Source organism: Pseudomonas sp. NFACC25, from assembly GCF_900100935.1.
Taxonomy (GTDB): Bacteria; Pseudomonadota; Gammaproteobacteria; order Pseudomonadales; family Pseudomonadaceae; genus Aquipseudomonas; species Aquipseudomonas marginalis.
Window position 1 is genome coordinate 236,108 of sequence record NZ_FMUC01000009.1, and the last position, 20,786, is coordinate 256,893.

Annotated in this window: 18 protein-coding genes; 11 read left to right on the plus strand and 7 right to left on the minus strand. The window is 61.2% G+C overall.

What is annotated here, in order from left to right:
* Window positions 1-153 precede the first annotated feature (153 nt).
* A complete protein-coding gene (locus tag BLQ09_RS20975) occupies window positions 154-1,212 on the plus strand; it encodes an AraC family transcriptional regulator (protein WP_027605581.1) in 1,059 nt (352 codons plus the stop codon).
* On the opposite strand, the gene BLQ09_RS20980 is transcribed toward BLQ09_RS20975, so the two are convergent.
* From BLQ09_RS20980 to BLQ09_RS21005, 6 genes are all read right to left on the minus strand, one after another.
* Window positions 1,169-2,623, minus strand: coding sequence for a TrkH family potassium uptake protein (locus BLQ09_RS20980; protein ID WP_027605582.1), 1,455 nt, complete (start codon window positions 2,621-2,623; stop codon window positions 1,169-1,171). The two genes, BLQ09_RS20975 and BLQ09_RS20980, sit on opposite strands and share 44 nt — an antisense overlap.
* A 169-nt stretch (window positions 2,624-2,792) precedes the next feature.
* A complete protein-coding gene (locus tag BLQ09_RS20985) occupies window positions 2,793-4,136 on the minus strand; it encodes an imelysin family protein (protein ID WP_027605583.1) in 1,344 nt (447 codons plus the stop codon).
* Between the two features lie 126 nt (window positions 4,137-4,262).
* Window positions 4,263-6,314 (minus strand): putative bifunctional diguanylate cyclase/phosphodiesterase, encoded by a 2,052-nt coding sequence (locus BLQ09_RS20990; RefSeq protein WP_027605584.1) that lies wholly within the window; start codon window positions 6,312-6,314, stop codon window positions 4,263-4,265.
* A gap of 537 nt (window positions 6,315-6,851) precedes the next feature.
* Complete coding sequence (locus BLQ09_RS20995; RefSeq protein WP_003212997.1) at window positions 6,852-7,448, minus strand: superoxide dismutase; 597 nt, start codon at window positions 7,446-7,448, stop codon at window positions 6,852-6,854.
* 178 nt (window positions 7,449-7,626) lie between these two features.
* On the minus strand, window positions 7,627-8,226 hold the full coding sequence (locus BLQ09_RS21000) for a LysE/ArgO family amino acid transporter (RefSeq protein ID WP_092358416.1): 600 nt from the start codon (window positions 8,224-8,226) through the stop codon (window positions 7,627-7,629).
* Between the two features lie 5 nt (window positions 8,227-8,231).
* Window positions 8,232-8,633, minus strand: a complete 402-nt coding sequence (locus BLQ09_RS21005) for an ACT domain-containing protein (RefSeq protein WP_027605586.1) — start codon at window positions 8,631-8,633, stop codon at window positions 8,232-8,234.
* 100 nt (window positions 8,634-8,733) lie between these two features.
* Between BLQ09_RS21005 and BLQ09_RS21010 the strand changes: the two genes are divergently transcribed.
* The 10 genes from BLQ09_RS21010 to BLQ09_RS21055 all read left to right on the plus strand — a co-directional run bounded on the left by BLQ09_RS21010 (window position 8,734) and on the right by BLQ09_RS21055 (window position 19,821).
* Window positions 8,734-9,627, plus strand: a complete 894-nt coding sequence (locus tag BLQ09_RS21010; RefSeq protein ID WP_027605587.1) for a LysR family transcriptional regulator ArgP — start codon at window positions 8,734-8,736, stop codon at window positions 9,625-9,627.
* Between the two features lie 52 nt (window positions 9,628-9,679).
* Window positions 9,680-10,678 (plus strand): NAD-dependent epimerase/dehydratase family protein, encoded by a 999-nt coding sequence (locus tag BLQ09_RS21015; protein ID WP_027605588.1) that lies wholly within the window; start codon window positions 9,680-9,682, stop codon window positions 10,676-10,678.
* A gap of 127 nt (window positions 10,679-10,805) precedes the next feature.
* Window positions 10,806-11,651: an ATPase gene (locus BLQ09_RS21020; protein ID WP_027605589.1), complete on the plus strand. Its 846-nt coding sequence runs from the start codon at window positions 10,806-10,808 to the stop codon at window positions 11,649-11,651.
* Between the two features lie 151 nt (window positions 11,652-11,802).
* Window positions 11,803-13,062, plus strand: coding sequence for a D-mannose isomerase (locus BLQ09_RS21025; RefSeq protein ID WP_092358418.1), 1,260 nt, complete (start codon window positions 11,803-11,805; stop codon window positions 13,060-13,062).
* Between the two features lie 104 nt (window positions 13,063-13,166).
* Window positions 13,167-14,453 carry an ABC transporter substrate-binding protein gene (locus BLQ09_RS21030; protein ID WP_027605591.1) on the plus strand — a complete coding sequence of 429 codons (1,287 nt, stop codon included), beginning with the start codon at window positions 13,167-13,169 and terminating at the stop codon, window positions 14,451-14,453.
* Window positions 14,454-14,533: 80 nt separating this feature from the next.
* Window positions 14,534-15,442 carry a carbohydrate ABC transporter permease gene (locus BLQ09_RS21035; protein ID WP_003175732.1) on the plus strand — a complete coding sequence of 303 codons (909 nt, stop codon included), beginning with the start codon at window positions 14,534-14,536 and terminating at the stop codon, window positions 15,440-15,442.
* Complete coding sequence (locus BLQ09_RS21040) at window positions 15,435-16,280, plus strand: carbohydrate ABC transporter permease (protein ID WP_092358420.1); 846 nt, start codon at window positions 15,435-15,437, stop codon at window positions 16,278-16,280. The genes BLQ09_RS21035 and BLQ09_RS21040 overlap by 8 nt, the downstream gene beginning before the upstream one ends.
* Window positions 16,281-16,282: 2 nt before the next feature.
* The gene (locus tag BLQ09_RS21045; RefSeq protein WP_027605593.1) at window positions 16,283-17,443 is read left to right on the plus strand and encodes an ABC transporter ATP-binding protein; all 1,161 of its coding nucleotides are present in this window, start codon (window positions 16,283-16,285) and stop codon (window positions 17,441-17,443) included.
* An 85-nt stretch (window positions 17,444-17,528) separates the two neighbouring features.
* Window positions 17,529-18,875 carry a carbohydrate porin gene (locus BLQ09_RS21050; protein WP_027605594.1) on the plus strand — a complete coding sequence of 449 codons (1,347 nt, stop codon included), beginning with the start codon at window positions 17,529-17,531 and terminating at the stop codon, window positions 18,873-18,875.
* Window positions 18,876-18,975: 100 nt separating this feature from the next.
* A complete protein-coding gene (locus BLQ09_RS21055; protein WP_065939135.1) occupies window positions 18,976-19,821 on the plus strand; it encodes a D-hexose-6-phosphate mutarotase in 846 nt (281 codons plus the stop codon).
* 77 nt (window positions 19,822-19,898) lie between these two features.
* Here BLQ09_RS21055 and BLQ09_RS21060 read toward each other — a convergent pair whose 3' ends face one another.
* Window positions 19,899-20,759: a MurR/RpiR family transcriptional regulator gene (locus BLQ09_RS21060; protein WP_169898656.1), complete on the minus strand. Its 861-nt coding sequence runs from the start codon at window positions 20,757-20,759 to the stop codon at window positions 19,899-19,901.
* Window positions 20,760-20,786 lie beyond the last annotated feature (27 nt).

Here is a 20,786-nt window from a genome sequence, read left to right on the forward strand (position 1 = left end):
CCCTTTGATTGTTGTGCCGCCGAACAGATGTTCGGCGGGGAGCTTATTTGAGTCTAGAGTGATCAGTGGTAACAGCCAGTGACAATAGATGCCACTTTAGTATCCTTGGCTTTCCTGGCTGCCATTTTGAGCCTGCTTTATTAAGAAGACGCCATGAGCGAACGAACAACTTCTGCAAGCTGGGCGATGGGGATAGTCAAGGCACTGGAAATGGACGGCCTGGATTGCCGCGCCTTGTTCAAGCAACTGGGCCTGGACTACGCCGCCCTGAGTGACCCCGATGCACGGTTCCCGCAAGACTCCATGACTCGCCTGTGGCAGCGCGCGGTCGAGCTGTCGGGTAACCCGGCGATTGGCCTGAACATGGGCAAGGTGGTGCGCCCGGCGTCGTTTCATGTGGCCGGTTACGCCTTGATGTCCAGCAACACCCTGGCCGAGGGCTTTATGCGCCTGGTGCGTTACCAGCGGATCATCGCCGAAAGTGCCGATTTGAGTTTCCGACTATTACCTGAAGGCTATGCGCTGATTCTGACGGTGCATGGCGATCATCTTCCGCCGACCCGACAAAGCGCCGAAGCCTCCCTGGCCTGTGCGTTGGCGCTGTGCGGCTGGCTCACCGGGCGGACCCTGCAACCCCGCAAAGTGCTGTTGCAGGGCGATCAACCGGGGGACCTGGCCCCCTATAAACAAGCGTTCCATGCCCCGCTGGAGTTCAATGCGCCGTATGACGCGCTGATCTTTGAGCGCGCCGACATGGACGCGCCGCTGCCCACGGCCAACGAGGCCATGGCGCTGTTGCACGATCGATTTGCCGGTGAATACCTGGCGCGGTTCTCCGAAAGCCGCGTGACCCACAAGGCGCGGCAGGTGCTGTGCCGACTGCTGCCCCAGGGCGAGCCCAAGCGCGAAGTGGTGGCCCAGACCCTGCACCTGTCCCAGCGCACCTTGCAGCGGCGCCTGCAGGAAGAAGGCACGAGTTTCCAGACCCTGCTCGACGACACCCGCCGCGAACTGGCCGAGCAGTACCTGGCGCAGCCGAGCATGACCCTGTTAGAGATCGCCTACCTGCTGGGCTTTGCCGACCCGAGCAACTTCTTTCGCGCGTTTCGCCGCTGGTTCGATGCCACGCCCGGCGAATACCGGGCGCGACTGCAGGACGCGTCGACGGTCAGTGACGCCAGAACGCCGGAATGCACAGAACAAAGACTGTGATGATTTCCAGCCGGCCCAGCAGCATGCCCAGGGACAGGATCCACTTGGCCGCATCCGGCAGGCTGGCGAAGTTGCCGGCCGGGCCAATGGTTTCCCCCAGGCCCGGGCCGACACCGGACACGGTGCTGGCGGCGCCGGTGAGTGCGGTCATCCAGTCCAGGCCCAGCAGCGACAAGGCCAGGGCGATGGCGCAGATGGTGATGGCGAAGAAAAACGAAAAGGTCAGGATCGAACGCACGATCTCTTCGTCGAGGCGGTGGCCGTTGTACTTCTGCTTGATTACCGCGCGCGGGTGAATCAGCTGGTTCAAGTTGGCCTTGAGCAGGATATAGGCGACCTGGAAGCGGAAAATCTTGATCCCGCCCGCCGTGGAGCCGGAACAGCCACCGATGAAGCCCAGGTAGAAAAACAGCATCAGTGAGAAATTGCCCCACAGGCTGTAGTCCCCCAGTGCAAAACCGGTGGTGGTCACTACCGACGTGACGTTCAACGCCACATGGCGCAGGGCATCCAGCCAATGCAGGTTGGTGGTCCACCAGTACCAGGTGCCGAGCACCAGCCAGGTCACCAGCAACAAACCGAGCAAGCCCTGTACTTGCTGATCCTTGATCAATGCCTTGCGATTACCCCGCAAGGTGGCCACGTACAGGGTAAACGGCAAGCTGCCGAGGATCATCACCACCACCGCCACCCAGTGCACCGCCGGTTGTTTCCAGTGCGCCAGGGACTCGTCCGAGGTGGAGAACCCACCGGTGGAAATCGCCGACATCGCATGGTTGATCGCATCGAACAGGCCCATGCCGGCCCACCAGAACGCCAGGCTGCCGAGGATGGTGATGCCGACGTAGGCCGCCACGATCAGCCGCGCCACCATGTGCGAGCGGGGCATGACCTTCTCCGAGCGGTCCGAGGATTCGGTCTGGAACAGGCGCATGCCACCGATGCGCAGCAGCGGCAGGATCGCCACCGCCATGCCGATAAAGCCGATGCCGCCGAGCCAGTGCAGCAGCGAGCGCCACATCAGAATGCCAGGGGACAGGGTGTCCAGGCCGCTCAGCACCGTGGAACCGGTGGCGGTGATACCTGACATGCTTTCGAAAAACGAGTCGGTGTAGCTGATGTGCTGGGTCAGCAGGAACGGCAGCGCGGCGAACACGCATACCACCACCCAACTGCTGACCGTGAGCAGGTACATGTCTCGCGGACGCAGGTGCACGTGTTCGGGACGACCGGGAATCACCAGGGCAAGCCCGGCGACAAAGGTGATCAGGCTGGCCCAGAGGAACGAGGGCAGGTCGCTGGTCCGTTCGAAAATCACCAGGGTGGCCATGGGCACGACCATGGCGATCGCAAGGGTGATCAGGAAGATGCCGATGATGAAACCGATGATGCGTAGGGTCGGCAACGCCATGAAGTGAGCTCGAAATAGGGCAGAGGCGCCATTCTACCTGGGGTGCCGGGCATGTAAACCGGGCCTTGAAAGCGACGCAAATCAAATGTGGGAGGGGGTGGCGGTCCTACTGTGAAAGGCAGGTAAAAAAAAGGCGACCCGAAGGCCGCCTCATTCAACACCGTACTGATCAGAACTCGTGATCAGCGTTATCCGGGTTCAGGTCGCTGATGCCCAGCTTGCCGGCAGCGGCTTCGATCGAACCGGTCTGCTTGACCAGGGCGGCGATGGCGTCACGCACGATCTGGTTGCCCGCGTCGTTACCGGCGGCGATCAACTGGTCGTAGTGTTCACCCTTGTTGGCATGATCAACCATGACCTGGATTTTCGCTTCGGTCGCCGCCAGGTCCGCTTTCAGCGCGGTATCGGCCGCCGGGTCGGCCTTGGCCACCAGGGACGACAGGCTGGCGCCGGTCAGTTTGGTGCCGTCGACGCGGGTGTACTCGCCCAGGTAGACGTTGCGGATGCCCTTGGCGTCGTAGAAGTGCGAGTAATGGGTGTTGTCGCTGAAGCAGTCCTGTTCGTCTTCCGGCGAGTTGGCTTCCAGGGAAACCTTCATGCGTTCACCGGCCAGTTCGCCCAGGGACAGGCTGCCCATGCCGAACAACATTTTGCGCAGGCCGTCGGTGGCAGGTTCTGCCTCCAGGGTGGCGCGGTAGTTGTCTTCGACGTTGGGTTTCCAGTTGCCGACCATTTCCTGCAGGTCGCTGACCAGCAGTTGGGTCACGGCGGTCAGGTAGGCGCGGCGGCGCTCGTTGTGGCCGCCGGTTGCGCCGTCGCCGGTCAGGTAATCCGACGCAGGGCGGTTGCCGGCGCCTGGGCCGGTGCCGTTCAGGTCCTGGCCCCAGAGCAGGAATTCGATGGCGTGGTAGCCGGTGGCGACGTTGGCTTCGGAACCGCCCAGCTCATTGAGGCTGGCGAGTTTTTCCGGGGTGATGTCCTTCACGTCGACCTTGTCTTCGCCGACCTGGACTTCGGTGTTGGCGATGATGTTGGCGGTAGCGCCCGGGTTGCCCAGAGCGTGTTCGTAGGATTTGTCGACGTAGTCGATCAGGCCTTCGTCCAGGGGCCAGGCGTTAACCTGACCTTCCCAGTCATCGATGATGGTGTTGCCGAAGCGGAACACTTCGCTCTGCAGGTACGGAACGCGCGCGGCAACCCAGGCGGCGCGGGCGGCTTTCAGGGTTTCGTCGTTCGGTTTGGCGAGGAAGGCGTCGATTGCGGTTTGCAGGGTTTTTGCCGTGGACTCGGCATCGCTGTACACCGCGAAGACCATGTCGGCGTAATGCGCAACCACGGCCTTGGCGGCCGCTTCATCGACCTGGCCGGCAGGGGTGGCAGCCGCTGGAGCGGTGGTGCTGGCAGCCGGGGTCGGCGCCTGGTTGGCTGCGGGCTTGTCTTTACCTTCGCCGCAACCGGCGAGAGAAATGGCAATGGCCAGCAGACTGGCGGTGGCCAGGGGCATACGAATCATGGCGAACATCCTGCTTCGGTTGTTGATGGGCGCGCGGGGGTCGCGCAAAACTGCGACATAATGCGAAAGATTTGCATTTTGTGTAAAGGGTTATACGCGGGAAATCTTCAGTATCGTTTTGTCCGCTCAGAGAATAGCCGCGCCATTGCGCTCCGCCTGCTTCAAAAAAGCCGCCAACTCCCGGGCCGGCAGGGGTTTACTGTAGTAGTAACCCTGACCTTCATGGCAACCCTCGGAGATGATGTAGGCCTCCTGCTCCGCGGTTTCCACGCCTTCCGCGATGACCTGCATGCCCAGGCTTTTGCCCAGTTGGATAATGGCGCGAACGATGGTGGCGTCGTCATCGTCGTCCAGCAGGTCCTGGACGAAGCTTTTGTCGATCTTGATCTTGTCCAGGGGCAGGCTCTTCAAATAGCTCAAGGAGGAATAGCCGGTGCCGAAATCATCAATCGCGATCAATGCCCCGGAGCGGCGCAGGCTCAACAGGTGTTGGGCGGCGGTGCTGATGTCTTCCATCAGGCCGGTCTCGGTGACTTCCAGTTCCAGGCTGCGCGGCGGCAGGCGGTAGATCTGCATCAGGTTGTTGACCACCCGTGGCAACTCGGTGTGGTGCAACTGCACGGTGGACAGGTTGACCGCCATGCGCAGTTCGGTGAAGCCCAGGTCATGCCATTCGCGCAATTGTCGACAGGCCTGGTCCAGTACCCATTCGCCAATCGGAATAATGGTGCCGTTCTGTTCTGCCAGCGGGATGAACAGGTCCGGCGGCACCAGGCCGTGTTCCGGGTGCTGCCAGCGGATCAGGGCTTCCACGCCTACCACACGCTGGTCGCGGTAGCTGATCTGCGGCTGGTAGACCAGGTGGAACTGGTCGCGGCTGAGGGCATCGCGCAGGTCTTTTTCCAGCTCGCGGCGGCGGCGCATTTCGCTGTCGACGCTGGCGATATAGAACTGATAGCGGTTGCGAGAGCGACTCTTGGCCAGGGTCATGGTCTGTTCGGCTTTTTGCAGCAGCTTCTCGGTGCTGTCGCCATCTTCGGGAAACAAGGTGATGCCGATGGTGGCGCGCAGGCGAATTTCCTCGTGGTCGAGGGCGAACTCCGCCTCCAGGTCGTCGAGGATGCTTTGCGCCAGTTCGGCCGCTTCGTAGGGCTGGTCGATATCGGCCTGTACCAGCGCGAACTGGTCGCCCCCCAGGCGGGCGAGGGCGCCGAGGCGACCGCTGTGGGCGCGCAGACGGTCGGCCAGGGCCAGCAGCAATTTGTCGCCGGCCTGGTAGGTGAACTGCTCGTTGACGCTTTTGAAGTCATCCAGTCCCACGCACAGCACCGCTACGCGGCGCTGGCGGCGGCCGGCGTCGATAAGGATCTTGTCCAGTTGCTCCTGCAGTTTCTGGCGGTTGGGCAGGCCGGTGAGAAAATCGTACTGGGCCATGCGCAGCAGGCTGGATTCCGCCTCATGGCGCAGGTGGGTGTTGCGCTCGATGGATTCGAGCAACTGGTTGGCGGTGTTGATCCACAACCCCAACTCGTTGCGCTCGTGGCCCTTGAGTTGCGGGATCTTGTGCTCGCTGGGACGGTCCGGGTTGATCGATGTCAGGTGTTCGATAATCCGCGACAGCGGCTTGGTCAGCAGCCAGTGGTAAACCAGGTACAACACCAGGCCCATGGCCAAGGCGCGTAACACGCCGGAAATGAAGATGATCACCGAACTGACAATAAAACCCTGGCCGTACGTGGCGGTGTCGAGGGTAATGCTCAGGTCGCCGTAATATTCGCTGTAGGGGCCTTTGCCGACCAAGGCCGTGGTGAAGGTGCGTTCCCGGCCAAGAATCAGGTCGGTGAGCCAGCGGCTGGGGGAGTGCTGCAAGGCGCGGCTTTTTTCTGCCAGCATGGTTTCGTTGGGATGGCCGATGGAGGCCATGCGCACCGCCTCGTCCTGGAACAGCCCCTCTATCACCTGCATGCCCATCTCGCGGTCCAGGCTATAGACGGCCTGGGTCGAGGGGTCGCGAAACATGTCGAGGATGCGCTGGGCATCACCGGCCACGGCCTGGCGCGTCTTGTAGGCATCGAACACGATCTGCGCCACGCTCAGCGTCACGCCCACGATCAACGCCGACAGCAGCACGACCCGTAGCAACTTCACCGACAAGCTGTTTTTGAGTTCCAGCTTCAAAGGGGCATTCCTTGTCTCATGCGGGTGGCCTTCAATATGCCATGAGTATTGGCAATCTGAGGTTGGCAGTCAAAGGAACATTGCGGCTGGGGATGGTTTGGGAAAAATGTCGAGGAGCGTTGTGGCTCAGCGTCGCGTGGGGTGAGAAATAAAACTGGGGCGCGAGGGGGCTGTAGGCGGATTGAGATCCGCCATTCCCTCTTTATCCTCCTATCTTCGGCAGTACCTCTGCGGCGGAAGATGCAAAGTTGATTGTTCCTTTGAGCGCTTGCCCTGCGCCTGGTGCGGCGCTGTCCAGTACAGGAGCGGCTACATCAGCGACTACGGGGAGCGCGGTTTGAGCCGCTTGGGTGGCGACCCCGACGGCTAATCCGACTGCTGCGGTTTCTGCTATTGGCATGAGAACTCTCCGATATTGGATAAGAGGGGGATTCCTCTCGCCGTATAGGTGGCAAGTTCCCATTGCTGAGTTCCATCATTCCCGCCTCGCATAAAAAAGCCCGGCAATCGCCGGGCTCTTTCTACTGCAAGGGTTGCTTAGGCAGTGAAGGTCTTGCCTTCGAACTGCTCAGCGACGAACTTCCAGTTGACCAGGTTCCAGAACGCTTCCACATACTTTGGACGTACGTTGCGGTAGTCGATGTAGTAGGCGTGTTCCCACACGTCGCAGGTCAGCAGCGGGGTGTCGCCGCTGGTCAGCGGGTTGCCGGCGCCGATGGTGCTGGCCAGGGCCAGGGAACCGTCAGCCTTTTTCACCAGCCAGCCCCAACCGGAACCGAAGGTGCCGACGGACGTCTTGGTGAATTCTTCCTTGAACTTGTCGAACGAACCGAACGCGGCGTTGATGGCTTCAGCCAGTGCGCCGGTAGGTTGGCCGCCGGCGTTTGGTGCCAGGCAGTTCCAGTAGAAGGTGTGGTTCCAGACCTGAGCGGCGTTGTTGAAGATGCCGCCCGAAGAAGACTTGACGATTTCTTCCAGGGTCTTGCCTTCGAACTCGGTGCCTGGCACCAGGTTGTTCAGGTTCACGACATAGGTGTTGTGGTGCTTGTCGTGGTGGTACTCCAAGGTTTCCTTGGAGATGTGCGGCTGCAGGGCATCGTGTGCGTAGGGCAGCGGCGGCAATTCGAAAGCCATGATGATTCTCCTAATCAGGTCAGTTGCGGTGAGCGCAAGGCCGATCACGGGCGGCCAAACAAGCGCCGGGGAGTTTGTACTCTTTGCGGCGCAGGGTCCGGATCATAGCACCGGGGGTGCGGCAAAACCACGCAACAACTGTGTGGGATAGAGGTTCCAGAGCGTTTTGGAATATTCATCAGGCGCTGATCAATTGATAGGCCACGCTGAACATCATCACTGCTACCAACAGGTCCAACAGGCGCCATGTCGCCGGGCGTGCCAGCCACGGCGCCAACCAGGCCGCGCCGAGCGCCAGGGTGGCGAACCACAGCAACGATGCACTCGCGGCCCCGGCCACGTAGGCGCCGGGTTCGGTTTGTTGCGCGCCCAGCGAGCCGATCAGCAGCACCGTGTCCAGATACACATGCGGATTGAGCAACGTGACCGCCAGGGCACTGAGCAATACGGCGCGCAATGAGCGGACCTTGAGGTCGCCCCCTTGCTCCAGGACCTGTGTCGAAAACGCCCGGCGCAGCGCCAGGGTGCCGTACCACAGCAGGAACGCGGCGCCGCCCCAGCGGGCAATTGCCAGCAGCAGCGGGTTTTGTGCCAGTACCGTCGCCAGGCCGAATACCCCGGCTGCCACGAGCAAGGCGTCGCACACCACGCACAACGCTGCCACTGGCAGGTGATGTTCACGGCGCAGGCTTTGCGCCAATACAAATGCGTTTTGCGTGCCGATGGCCATGATCAGCCCCAGGGCCACCAATAATCCGTTCAGATAGCTTTGCCACATAACCATTACTCCGAAGTCGCTGCCAGTTGCCGCAATACGTCCATGGCTCGCTCGGCATCCGCGCGGCCGACGAACAGGTGGTCGTGGTAGTAGCCGGCGATCACGTTGCAACTGATCCCGGCCTTGCCGAGTGCGCTGGCGAAGGCGGCCGTCAGGCCCACGGCTTGCAGCGCTGAATGCACATTCAGGGTGATCCACGCCGCGATGTAGTCGAACGCCAGGCCGGCCTGTTCCGCCTGCCGGCGCTCCAGGATCAGGGTCAGGCCTTCCTGTTCGCGAAAGCTGCCGATGGCCTCGCAACCGGCCGGAATCCGATGGTCAGGCAGGGTGCAGAACACGTAGTCACCGTCATTGAGCTGCGGGCTCATGCTGCGCAGCAGGGTTGCCAGGGCGGTTTCGCCAGCCATGGTGGAGGGTCCTTATGAAGAGAGAAGCGATGCTGGCTATTCTCATGGCCCAGGCTGTATAAGAAAAACCAATATTGCTGATCGCTCATTAGAGAAACTGATGTTCGACTATAAATTGCTTTCCGCCCTGGCGGCGGTGGTGGAACAGGCCGGCTTCGAGCGCGGTGCCCAGGTATTGGGGCTGTCGCAATCGGCGATTTCCCAGCGCATCAAGTTATTGGAAGCACGCATCGGCCAGCCGGTGCTGGTGCGGGTTACGCCGCCGGCGCCCACCGATATCGGTCGGCGTTTGCTTAACCATGTGCAGCAAGTGCGGCTGCTGGAGCGCGACCTGCAAAGCCAGGTGCCGGCGCTGGACGAAGAAGGCATGCCTGAGCGCCTGCGCATCGCCCTGAATGCCGACAGCCTGGCCACTTGGTGGGCCGAGGCGGTCAGCGACTTCTGTGCCGAGCAGCATTTGCTGCTGGATCTGGTGGTAGAAGACCAGACGGTGGGGCTCAAGCGCATGCGCGCCGGCGAGGTGGCCGCCTGTATCTGCGCCAGCGAGCGCCCGGTGGCCGGAGCCCGCAGCCTGTTGCTCGGCGCCATGCGTTATCGGGCGTTGGCCAGCCCGGCATTTGTTGCACGGCATTTCCCCGAAGGTGTGCGTGCCGACCAACTGGCGCGCACACCGGCGCTGGTGTTTGGCCCGGATGATTTCCTGCAGCATCGCTATTTGGCGTCTCTGGGCGTGGACGGTGGTTTCGAACACCATTTATGCCCATCGTCCGAAGGCTTTATCCGCCTGGCGGAAGCCGGGCTCGGCTGGGGGCTGGTGCCTGAACTGCAGGTGCGCGACCAGCTGGAAAAAGGCGTGCTGGTCGAGTTGATGCCAGATAAGCCCATCGATGTGCCGTTGTACTGGCATCATTGGCGCAGCGGCGGGCAGCTGTTGGGCCTGTTGACCGACCACCTGGCCCAAGCCTGTGGACAATGGTTGGTGCCGTTGGACTGATGGCGGTCGTCAAGGCAACAGCGATGAAAAATGAAAGAACACGGGGTAATACATGAAGATTCTGGTCACCGGCGCAAGCGGCTTCATCGGCGGGCGCTTTGCGCGTTTCGCCCTGGAGCAGGGCCTGGACGTGCGGGTCAACGGGCGGCGCGCCGAGGGGGTGGAGCACCTGGTTCGACGCGGTGCCGAGTTTATCCAGGGTGACTTGAGTGATGCCGACCTGGTGCGCGACCTGTGCCGCGATGTCGAAGCCGTGGTGCATTGTGCAGGCGCCGTGGGCTTGTGGGGGAAGTACCAGGACTTCCATCAAGGCAACGTGCTGGTGACTGAAAACGTCGTGGAAGCCTGCCTCAAGCAGCGCGTGGGCCGTCTGGTGCACCTGTCGTCGCCGTCGATCTACTTCGACGGGCGCGATCACCTCGGGTTGACCGAAGAGCAAGTCCCCAAGCGCTTCAAGCATCCCTATGCGGCCACGAAGTACCTGGCCGAACAGAAAGTGTTCGGCGCCCAGGAGTTCGGCCTCGAGGTGCTGGCCCTGCGCCCGCGGTTCGTCACCGGTGCCGGTGACATGAGTATTTTTCCGCGCCTGCTGAAAATGCAGCGCAAGAACCGCCTGGCTATCGTCGGCGACGGTCTCAACAAGGTCGACTTCACCAGTGTGCACAACCTCAACGAAGCGCTGCTCAGCAGTTTGCTGGCCACCGGTTCGGCCCTGGGCAAGGCCTACAACATCAGCAACGGCACGCCGGTGCCGGTGTGGGATGTGGTCAATTACGTGATGCGCCAAATGGAGTTGCCCCAGGTGACCCGTTATCGCTCCTACGGCTTGTCCTACAGCGTGGCGGCGCTTAACGAAGCCTTTTGCGCAATGTGGCCCGGTCGTCCGGAGCCGGCGTTATCGCGCCTGGGCATGCAGGTAATGAACAAAGATTTCACCCTCGACATCAGCCGGGCCAGGCATTATCTGGATTACGAGCCCAAGGTCAGCCTGTGGACCGCCCTCGACGAGTTCTGCAGTTGGTGGAAGGCCCAGGATCCCGGGTTCAAATAAGGTCACAACAGGCAACACATCGGGAACCGAATTCCAGGTTCCGGGTCGATCAACGCGATGGGGTTGGGGTTTATACTCCCGTCGCTCGGCTTTCCAGCCGGCTAACTCACTGATTCAGGGTTGATTCATGCGTAACGATGCCAAAGACGATTTCGACAACATTCCCAGCCTGCGGGCCGATCTTGGGGATGACGATGATTTCGAGCCTTCCCCGGCCACCTCGGTGCGTTCGCGCAACACGCCCGTGGTCAAGGTCAAGGGCGCCAGCACCGGCCCGCTGTGGGCATTGATCGGCGCGCTGCTGATCGCCTTCGCCGGCCTGGCCTGGTGGAGCTTCCAGCAGATTTCCCTGATGGGCCAGCAGTTGGTTGCCACCCAGGAAAGCTTTGCGCGCATCAGCGAAGAAGCGGCAGGGCGCCTGCAGGACATTTCCGGCAAGGTCGTAGCCAGTGAAGCCAACGTGAACAACGGCAGCGAAGCACTGAAACTGCAGATCAAACAGCTGGAAACCCAGCTGCTGGAGCAGGGCAAGCAGCAACTCGGCGTTGCCGGCCAGGCCACCGAGCTGGACAAGCGCCTGGCGCAAATGACTGCCAGCACCACTGAGCTGTCGGGCGCCAATGCCAAGCTGCAGGGCCAGGTGCAAGCCTTGACCGATGCAGTGGCCACCCTGAAGGCAGCGCAGGGCGATGCCGGCAAGCGCGATACCGAGATAAAGGAATTGGCTGCTGATGTGGCCGCCTTGAAAAAGCAAGGTAACCCGAGCGCAGCCATCGCCCGTCTTGAGCAGGACCTCGTGGTACTCAAAAGCGCCCAGGACAGCCAGCCGGCCAACAGCGATGCGCCGACCAACAAGGAGTTCGACGTGTTTCGCATCCAGACCACCCGCAATATCACCACCTTGCAGAGCCAGGTGCAGAACCTGAATCAGCGCCTCAACGCGCCAGCGGCTGTCACGCCGCTCGGCCAGTAATATCGGGCCTGTGGCAAGCCCGCTCGCCACAGGCCGACTAAGCGGCTTGAATGTCACCATCTGGTGACATTTCCCATCCCCTTCGTTACTTGCCGCCACCTCGCCCTTGTTTAGACTCCGGTCATCCCACAAACAATAATAAGGGCCACCCATGACCTCGCAACCACTGCCTGCCAGCAGTTGGCTGAATGCACCTGCCCATCACGCCTGGCTCGCCGCCGAAGGCCAGCGCCTGCTGGCCTTCGCCAAGGCCTCCCGTCTGCCTGAGGGGTTTGGCAACCTCGACGACAAAGGCCAGTTGCCGGCCGATGCCCACGCCGAAACCATGAATACCGCGCGCATGACCCACAGCTTCGCCATGGCCCATGCCATGGGCTTGCCGGGTTATGCCGAATTGGTGGCGCACGGTGTTGCGGCCCTGGGCGGGCCTTTGCGTGACAGCGAACACGGTGGCTGGTTCGCCGCGCCCCAGGCCCTGGACGGCAACACCGGCAAGGCGGCCTACCTGCATGCCTTTGTCGCCCTGGCCGCCAGCTCGGCCGTGGTGGCGGGCGCGCCTGGCGCGCAAAATCTGCTGAGCGACGCCATTCATATCATCGACCAGTTCTTCTGGAGCGAAGAGGAGGGCGTGATGCTCGAATCCTTCGCCCGGGACTGGAACGGCGTCGAAGCCTATCGCGGCGCCAACAGCAACATGCACGCCACCGAAGCCTTCCTGGCCCTGGCCGATGTCACCGCCGACACTCGTTGGCTGGACCGCGCCCTGCGCATCGTCGAACGAGTGATTCATACCCACGCCGCCGCCAACCAGTTCATGGTGATCGAGCATTTCGACGCGCAATGGCAACCCCTGCTCGATTACAACGAAGACAACCCCGCCGATGGCTTCCGCCCGTATGGCATCACCCCTGGCCATGGCTTTGAGTGGGCGCGGCTGGTGCTGCACCTGGAAGCCGCGCGCCTGCAGGCCGGGCTGGCCACGCCGGACTGGCTGCTGAGCGCCGCCAAGGGCCTGTTCGCCAGCGCCTGCGACTATGCCTGGGCCGTGGATGGCGCCCCCGGTATCGTCTACACCCTGGACTGGAGCCACCGCCCGGTCGTGCGCGAGCGTCTGCACTGGACCCACGCCGAAGCCAGCGCCGCTGCCCAGGCCTTGCTCAAACGCACGGGTGAGCTGCATTACGAAACCTGGTACCGGCGTTTCTGGGAGTTTTGCGACACCCATTTCATCGACCGCCTCCACGGCAGCTGGCACCACGAACTCAGCCCGCACAACCAGCCCAGCAGCACCATCTGGGGCGGTAAACCGGACCTGTACCATGCCTGGCAAGCGGTCGTGCTGCCTGCACTGCCCCTGGCACCGAGCATGGCCAGCGCTTTAGGCGCTGGGTGTTATGTCACCAAGTGGTGACATTTGTGCATCCCTTTGTTACCTGTGCTCGAAAAAACCATGTTTAAACTCCGTGCAGCGCAAGCTCCAGACTTGCATGCATAACAACAAGAAAAGGTATTCAGATGAACGCGATTAATCGCCTCGCCGTAGCTATTTCCGTTGCCTCGTTGTTTCCCCTCAGTGCATTTGCCGCCGACTCCAAAGGGACGGTTGAAGTTGTGCATTGGTGGACCTCGGGTGGCGAAAAAGCGGCTGTAGATGTCCTGAAGGCCCAAGTCGAGAAAGACGGCTTCACCTGGAAAGACGGTGCCGTTGCAGGTGGTGGCGGTGCCACGGCCATGACCGTGCTGAAAAGCCGCGCGGTCGCCGGCAACCCGCCAGGCGTTGCCCAGATCAAGGGCCCCGACATCCAGGAATGGGCGTCTACCGGCCTGCTCGACACCGACGTCCTGAAGTCCGTCGCCAAAGACGAAAAATGGGATTCCCTGCTCGACAAGAAAGTCTCCGACACCGTGAAGTACGACGGCGACTACGTTGCCGTACCGGTCAACATCCACCGCGTGAACTGGCTGTGGATCAACCCGGAAGTCTTCAAGAAAGCCGGTATCACCAAGAACCCCACCACCCTCGAAGAATTCTACGCCGCCGGCGACAAGCTCAAGGCCGCGGGCTTCATCCCGCTTGCCCACGGTGGCCAGCCTTGGCAGGATAGCACCGTGTTCGAAGCGGTGGTCCTGTCGGTAATGGGCGCCGATGGCTACAAGAAAGCCCTCGTCGACCTCGATAACGCTGCGCTGACCGGCCCGGAAATGGTCAAGTCCCTGACCGAGCTGAAGAAAGTCGCGACCTATATGGACGTCGACGGCAAAGGCCAGGACTGGAACCTCGAAGCAGGCAAGGTCATCAACGGCAAGGCCGGTATGCAGATCATGGGTGACTGGGCCAAGTCCGAATGGACCGCCGCGAAGAAAGTCGCCGGCAAAGACTACGAGTGCGTAGCCTTCCCGGGCACCGACAAAGCCTTCACCTACAACATCGACTCCCTGGCGGTGTTCAAGCAGAAAGACAAAGGCACTGCCGCTGGCCAGCAGGACATCGCCAAAGTCGTGCTGGGTGAAAACTTCCAGAAGGTGTTCAGCATCAACAAGGGCTCGATCCCTGTTCGCAACGACATGCTGAACAAAATGGACTCCTACGGTTTCGACTCCTGCGCCCAGACCGCCGCCAAGGACTTCCTGGCTGACGCCAAGACCGGCGGCCTGCAGCCAAGCATGGCGCACAACATGGCCACCACCCTGGCGGTGCAAGGTGCGTTCTTCGATGTCGTGACCAACTACATCAACGACCCGAAAGCCGACCCGGCCGACACCGCCAAGAAACTCGGCGCTGCGATCAAGTCTGCCAAGTAACGGTTGACCTTGTGAGGGGGATCCCTGACCCCTCACAAGGCGTGCTTCTGTAGTCCTTTTTCCCTGTATTGGATTTCCCCATGAGTTCTGTTGCTGTGTTCAGCAAAGCCTCGCCGTTCGATGCACTGCAGCGCTGGCTACCCAAACTGGTGCTGGCGCCCAGCATGTTCATCGTGTTGGTGGGTTTCTACGGCTACATCCTGTGGACGTTTGTGCTCTCGTTTACCACCTCTACGTTCCTGCCAAGCTACAAATGGGCGGGTCTTGCGCAATACGAGCGGTTGTTCGACAACGACCGTTGGTGGGTGGCGAGCAAGAACCTGGCGCTGTTCGGCGGGATGTTCATCGGCATCACCCTGGTGATCGGCGTGACGCTGGCGATTTTCCTCGACCAGAAAATCCGCCGCGAAGGTTTTATCCGCACCATTTACCTGTACCCGATGGCGCTCTCGATGATCGTCACCGGTACCGCCTGGAAATGGCTGCTCAACCCGGGCATGGGCCTGGACAAACTCCTGCGTGACTGGGGCTGGGAAGGCTTCCGTCTCGACTGGCTGATCGACCCGGACCGGGTGGTCTACTGCCTGGTGATTGCCGCCGTGTGGCAAGCCTCCGGTTTCATCATGGCGATGTTCCTCGCCGGCCTGCGTGGGGTTGATCAGTCGATCATCCGTGCCGCCCAGATCGACGGCGCGAGCCTGCCGCGCATCTACTGGAGCGTGGTGCTGCCGAGCCTGCGTCCGGTGTTCTTCAGTGCGGTGATGATCCTGGCGCACATTGCGATCAAGAGCTTCGACCTGGTGGCGGCCATGACGGCCGGTGGCCCGGGCTATTCGTCCGACCTGCCCGCCATGTTCATGTACTCGTTCACCTTCAGCCGTGGCCAGATGGGCATGGGCTCGGCCAGTGCAATCCTGATGCTCGGTGCGATCCTCGCGATCATCGTGCCTTACCTCTACTCCGAGCTGAGGACCAAGCGTAATGACTAGTCTCACTGCCAAACCTGCCATCAGCCTGAGCCGCATCGCGATCTACGCGGTGTTGATCCTCGCTGTATTGCTGTACCTGGTACCGCTGGTGGTGATGTTGCTCACCAGCTTCAAGACCCCGGAAGACATCAGCACCGGCAACCTGTTGAGCTGGCCGACCGTGGTCAGCGGCATCGGCTGGGTCAAGGCCTGGGCCACCGTGGATGGCTACTTCTGGAACTCGCTCAAGATCACCGTGCCGGCCGTGCTGATTTCCACCGCCATCGGTGCATTGAACGGTTATGTGCTGTCGTTCTGGCGCTTCCGTGGTTCGCAGCTGTTCTTCGGCTTGCTGTTGTTCGGCTGCTTCCTGCCGTTCCAGACCGTGCTGCTGCCCGCGTCGTTCACCCTCGGCAAGATGGGCCTGGCCAGCACCACCACCGGCCTGGTGTTTGTGCACGTGGTGTACGGCCTGGCGTTCACCACGCTGTTCTTCCGTAACTACTACGTGAGCATCCCGGATGCGCTGATCAAGGCGGCACGCCTGGACGGGGCCGGTTTCTTCACCATCTTCCGTCAGATCATTCTGCCGATGTCCACGCCGATCATCATGGTCTGCCTGATCTGGCAGTTCACCCAGATCTGGAACGACTTCCTGTTCGGTGTGGTGTTCTCCAGTGGCGACTCCCAGCCCATCACGGTGGCGCTGAACAACCTGGTCAACACCAGCACCGGGGCCAAGGAATATAACGTGGATATGGCGGCGGCGATGATCGCCGGGCTGCCGACCCTGCTGGTCTATGTGATCGCAGGCAAGTATTTCGTGCGCGGCCTGACGGCCGGCGCGGTCAAGGGGTAATCATGGCTACGCTTGAACTTCGCAATGTAAACAAGACCTATGGCGCCGGCCTGCCCGACACCTTGAAGAACATCGAACTGTCGATCAAGGAAGGGGAGTTCCTGATCCTGGTCGGTCCTTCGGGTTGCGGTAAGTCCACGCTGATGAACTGCATCGCCGGCCTGGAGACCATCACCGGCGGCGCGATCATGATCGGCGACCAGGACGTCAGCGGCATGAGCCCCAAGGACCGTGACATCGCCATGGTGTTCCAGTCCTACGCGCTGTACCCGACCATGAGCGTGCGCGAGAACATCGAGTTCGGCCTCAAGATCCGCAAGATGCCCCAGGCCGACATCGACGCCGAAGTGGCGCGGGTGGCCAAGCTGCTGCAGATCGAACACCTGCTCAACCGCAAGCCGGGCCAGCTCTCCGGCGGCCAGCAACAGCGCGTGGCCATGGGCCGGGCCCTGGCACGTCGGCCGAAGATCTACCTGTTCGACGAACCGCTGTCGAACCTCGACGCCAAGCTGCGCGTCGAGATGCGTACCGAAATGAAGCTGATGCACCAGCGCCTCAAGACCACCACGGTCTACGTGACCCACGACCAGATCGAAGCGATGACCCTGGGCGATAAAGTGGCGGTGATGAAGGACGGCATCATCCAACAATTCGGCACGCCGAAAGAAATTTACAACGACCCTGCTAACCTATTTGTGGCAAGCTTTATCGGTTCACCACCGATGAACTTCGTTCCTATGCGCCTAAAACGCAAGGACGGGAAGTTGGTGGCGCTGCTCGACAGCGGCCAGGCGCGATGCGAATTGCCGCTGGGTATGAACGACGCCGGCCTGGAAGACCGTGATGTGATTCTGGGCCTGCGCCCGGAGCAGATCGTGCTGGCGTCGGGTGAGGGTAATGGTTCGTCGAGCATTCGTGCCGAGGTCCAGGTCACCGAGCCGACCGGCCCGGACACACTGGTGTTTGTGCAGCTCAATGACACCAAGGTCTGCTGCCGTTTGGCGCCTGATGTGGCGCCGCAGGTGGGCGAGACCCTGACACTGCAATTCGATCCATCCAAGGTATTGCTGTTCGACGCCAACACGGGCGAGCGCCTCGGCACTGCTTCTTCATTGCCCGCACAGGGGCATGCGGACAACGTGGCCCAATTCAAAGGTCGCTGAAGTAGATAAGTTGTTGTTTTAGATGAAAAAAGTAACCCGCGTTAGATAAAAACAGTTTAATAACAATAAAGACGAGGATGTAGGGATGAAAAAGCAACACAACAACACTCGGCTGATCTGCCAACTGTCAGCAGCAGCAGCCCTTGTACTGTCCGCCAATGCGATGGCGGCCGATGCATTCAGTGCCGACTCCAAGTGGATGACCGGTGATTGGGGCGGCGAGCGTACCAAGCTGATCGAGCAAGGTATCGACATCAAGGCTGACTACGTAGGGGAAATGGGCGCCAACCTGCGCGGCGGCTACAACGACGACAAGACCGGCCGTTACTCCGACCAGTTTGGGTTGGGCGTGGCGCTGGACCTGCAAAAGCTGTGGGGCTGGGATAACACCCAGGCCAAGATCCAGCTGACTAACCGTAATGGCCAGAACATCTCCAACGACCGCATTGGCGACCCGCGTGCCGGCACGCTGAGCTCGTCCATGGAAGTCTACGGTCGTGGCCACATGGTGCGTCTGACCCAGTTCTGGATTCAGCACCAGATGTTCGACAACAAGCTGGACGTGAAGCTCGGCTACTTCGGTGAAGGCGAAGACTTCAACACCTTCCCGTGCGACTTCCAGAACCTGTCGTTCTGTGGCTCCCAGGTCGGCAACTATGTAAACACCTGGTACAACTGGCCGGTCAGCCAGGCCGCGATCCGCGTGAAGTACAACATCACGCCTGAGCTGTATGCGCAAATCGGTGCGTACAACCAGAACCCGTCGCAGCTGGAGCACGGCAACGGCTTCAAGCTCAGCGGCAGCGGCACCAAGGGCACCGTGATTCCGGTGGAATTGGTCTGGTCGCCGAAGGTGAATAACCTGCCGGGCGAATACCGTGTGGGTTACTACAAGAGCGCCGCCGATGCTGCTGACGTTCGTGAAGACGTCAATGGCAACGATGCTGCTACCACCGGTGCGGCCTACCGTACCCGCAGCAGCAAAAAAGGCTACTGGTTCGTTGCCCAGCAGCAACTCACCACCCATAACGGCGACGCTTCCCGTGGCTTGAACATCGCCGCCAACGCGACCTTCCACGACAAGGAAACCAACCTGGTCGACAACTACCAGTCGTTGATGCTGGTGTACAAAGGCCCATTCGACGCGCGTCCGAAAGATGACGTCGGTATTGGTGCCGCGCGTCTGCACGTCAACGATGACGTGAAGAAAAACGCCGAACTGCTGAATGCCGCCAACGGCGTGGCCGATTACGACAACCCGCTGTTCTCGCCGATCCGCGAAACCGAGTACAACTTCGAAATCAACTACGGTTTCCACGTCACCAACTGGCTGACCGTGCGTCCCAACCTGCAATACGTTGTCCAACCGGGCGGCGTGGATAAAGTCGACAACGCGCTGGTGGCGGGCCTGAAAATTCAGTCTACGTTCTAACGCTGTTGCGATAAGCTCCTTCTCTCTGTGCGCATTTTGCGGGTAGCCATGGCTATCCGCTTTTTTTTGGGTGGCACTGTGATATTTGGGACCGTGGCACATGCATGAGCAACCGCTGCAACGCTTTTTCAAATCCCTGCGCGAGCGTCCGGTGTTCGCCTGGGAGCGCTTTCAGATGCGCGACGTGTTGGTAATCGACCATCCGCTGTGCCAGGCGGTGTTCAGTCGCCAGGGCGCGCAACTGTTGCACTTTCAGCCCCGTGGCCAGAAACCCTGGCTGTGGTGCGCAGCCAAGTGGCCGCAAGTCGGCGCCATCCGTGGCGGCATACCGGTGTGCTGGCCATGGTATGGCCGCCATCCGAGCGAAAACGCTTGGCCGTCCCATGGTTGGGCGCGGTTGATCGACTGGAAACTGCTCGACAGCAGCAGCGACGACGACGGCGTGCGCCTGCACTGGCAATTGCAGCTGTGCGACTGGCAGGTCGACCTGCACGCGCACCTGGGCGACACCCTGGAACTGCGCCTGAGCACCGAGCATCAGGACGAGTTGCCGTGCCAGTTGAGCCATGCTTTGCACGCTTACTGGCGTATTGGACACGTTGATGAGATAGCGCTGTCTGGGCTCGACGGCGCGCACGGTTACGACCAGCTCAATCGCCAGGCGTGCCAGCAGGAAGGCGAGTTACGAGTGGATGGCGGGTGCCAGCGGGTGTTCCAGCATGATGGCGAACTGCACCTCAAGGATCACGCCTGGCAGCGTGAACTGTGCATCGATACCGGCGACAGCGCCGACACCGTCGTATGGCATCCGGGCAGCCGGCCACTATTGGGCGTTAGTTTTAACGAGGCGTCGGGGTTTGTGTGCGTGGAGTCGGCGATGGCCGGGGCGAGCCTGGCGCCGGGGGAGCGGGCGCATCTCAGTCTGCAGGCACGGGCGGGAGTCTAGCGTCGTGGCTTATGGCCTCATCGGGGGCAAGTTGAATCGTCCCCGATGAGGCCAGTGAAGCCAGCACACAGGCTGGCTTAGTTGAACTCATCCCCCACCGGATACCGGCTGTCATTCAAGCTCTCTTTGATCTTGCGCAAATGCGGCTGGAAATCCACCCCGCGGCGCAAGGTCATGCCGGTGGCCAGTACATCCAGCACCGTCAACTGAATGATCCGCGAGGTCATCGGCATATAGATGTCGGTGTCTTCGGGCAGCGGAATGTTCAGGCTTACGGTACTGGCCTTGGCCAGCGGCGAGTTCTCGGCGGTTACGCCCAGCACCGACGCACCGTTTTCCCGGGCGATACGCGCCACTTCCACCAGCTCACGGGTGCGCCCGGTGTAGGAAATGATCACGAACAACTCGCCCGTGTGGGCCACCGAGGCGATCATGCGTTGCATCAGCACGTCGGCGTGGGCGGTGACCGCCAGGTTGAAGCGGAAAAACTTGTGCAGCGCGTCCATGGCCACCGGCGCCGAAGCACCGAGGCCGAAGAAGTGGATCTGCCGCGCCTGGATCAACAGGTCCACGGCCTTGCTGATCAGGGCCGGGTCCAGGGCCTGGCAGGCGGCGTCCAGCGAGGCGATGGCGCTGCCAAAGATCTTCTGGGTGTAGGCCTCGGGGTTATCATCGGCCTCCACGGCGCGGCTGACATACGCTGCGCCACTGGCCAGGCTTTGCGCCAACTGCAATTTAAGTTCAGGGTAACCGCTGACGCCGAACGAACGGCAGAAACGGTTGACCGTCGGTTCACTGACCGAGGCGGCCTGGGCGAGGGCTGCGATGGAGAAGCGGGTCGCCTGCTGCGGGTTGAGCAGGATGACCTCGGCCACTTTTTTCTCAGCCTTGTTCAATTCTTCGAGGCGGTTCCGGATCTGTTCCAGAAGATTTCGCACGCGGTCCATTCAGTCTTTCCTTCGGGC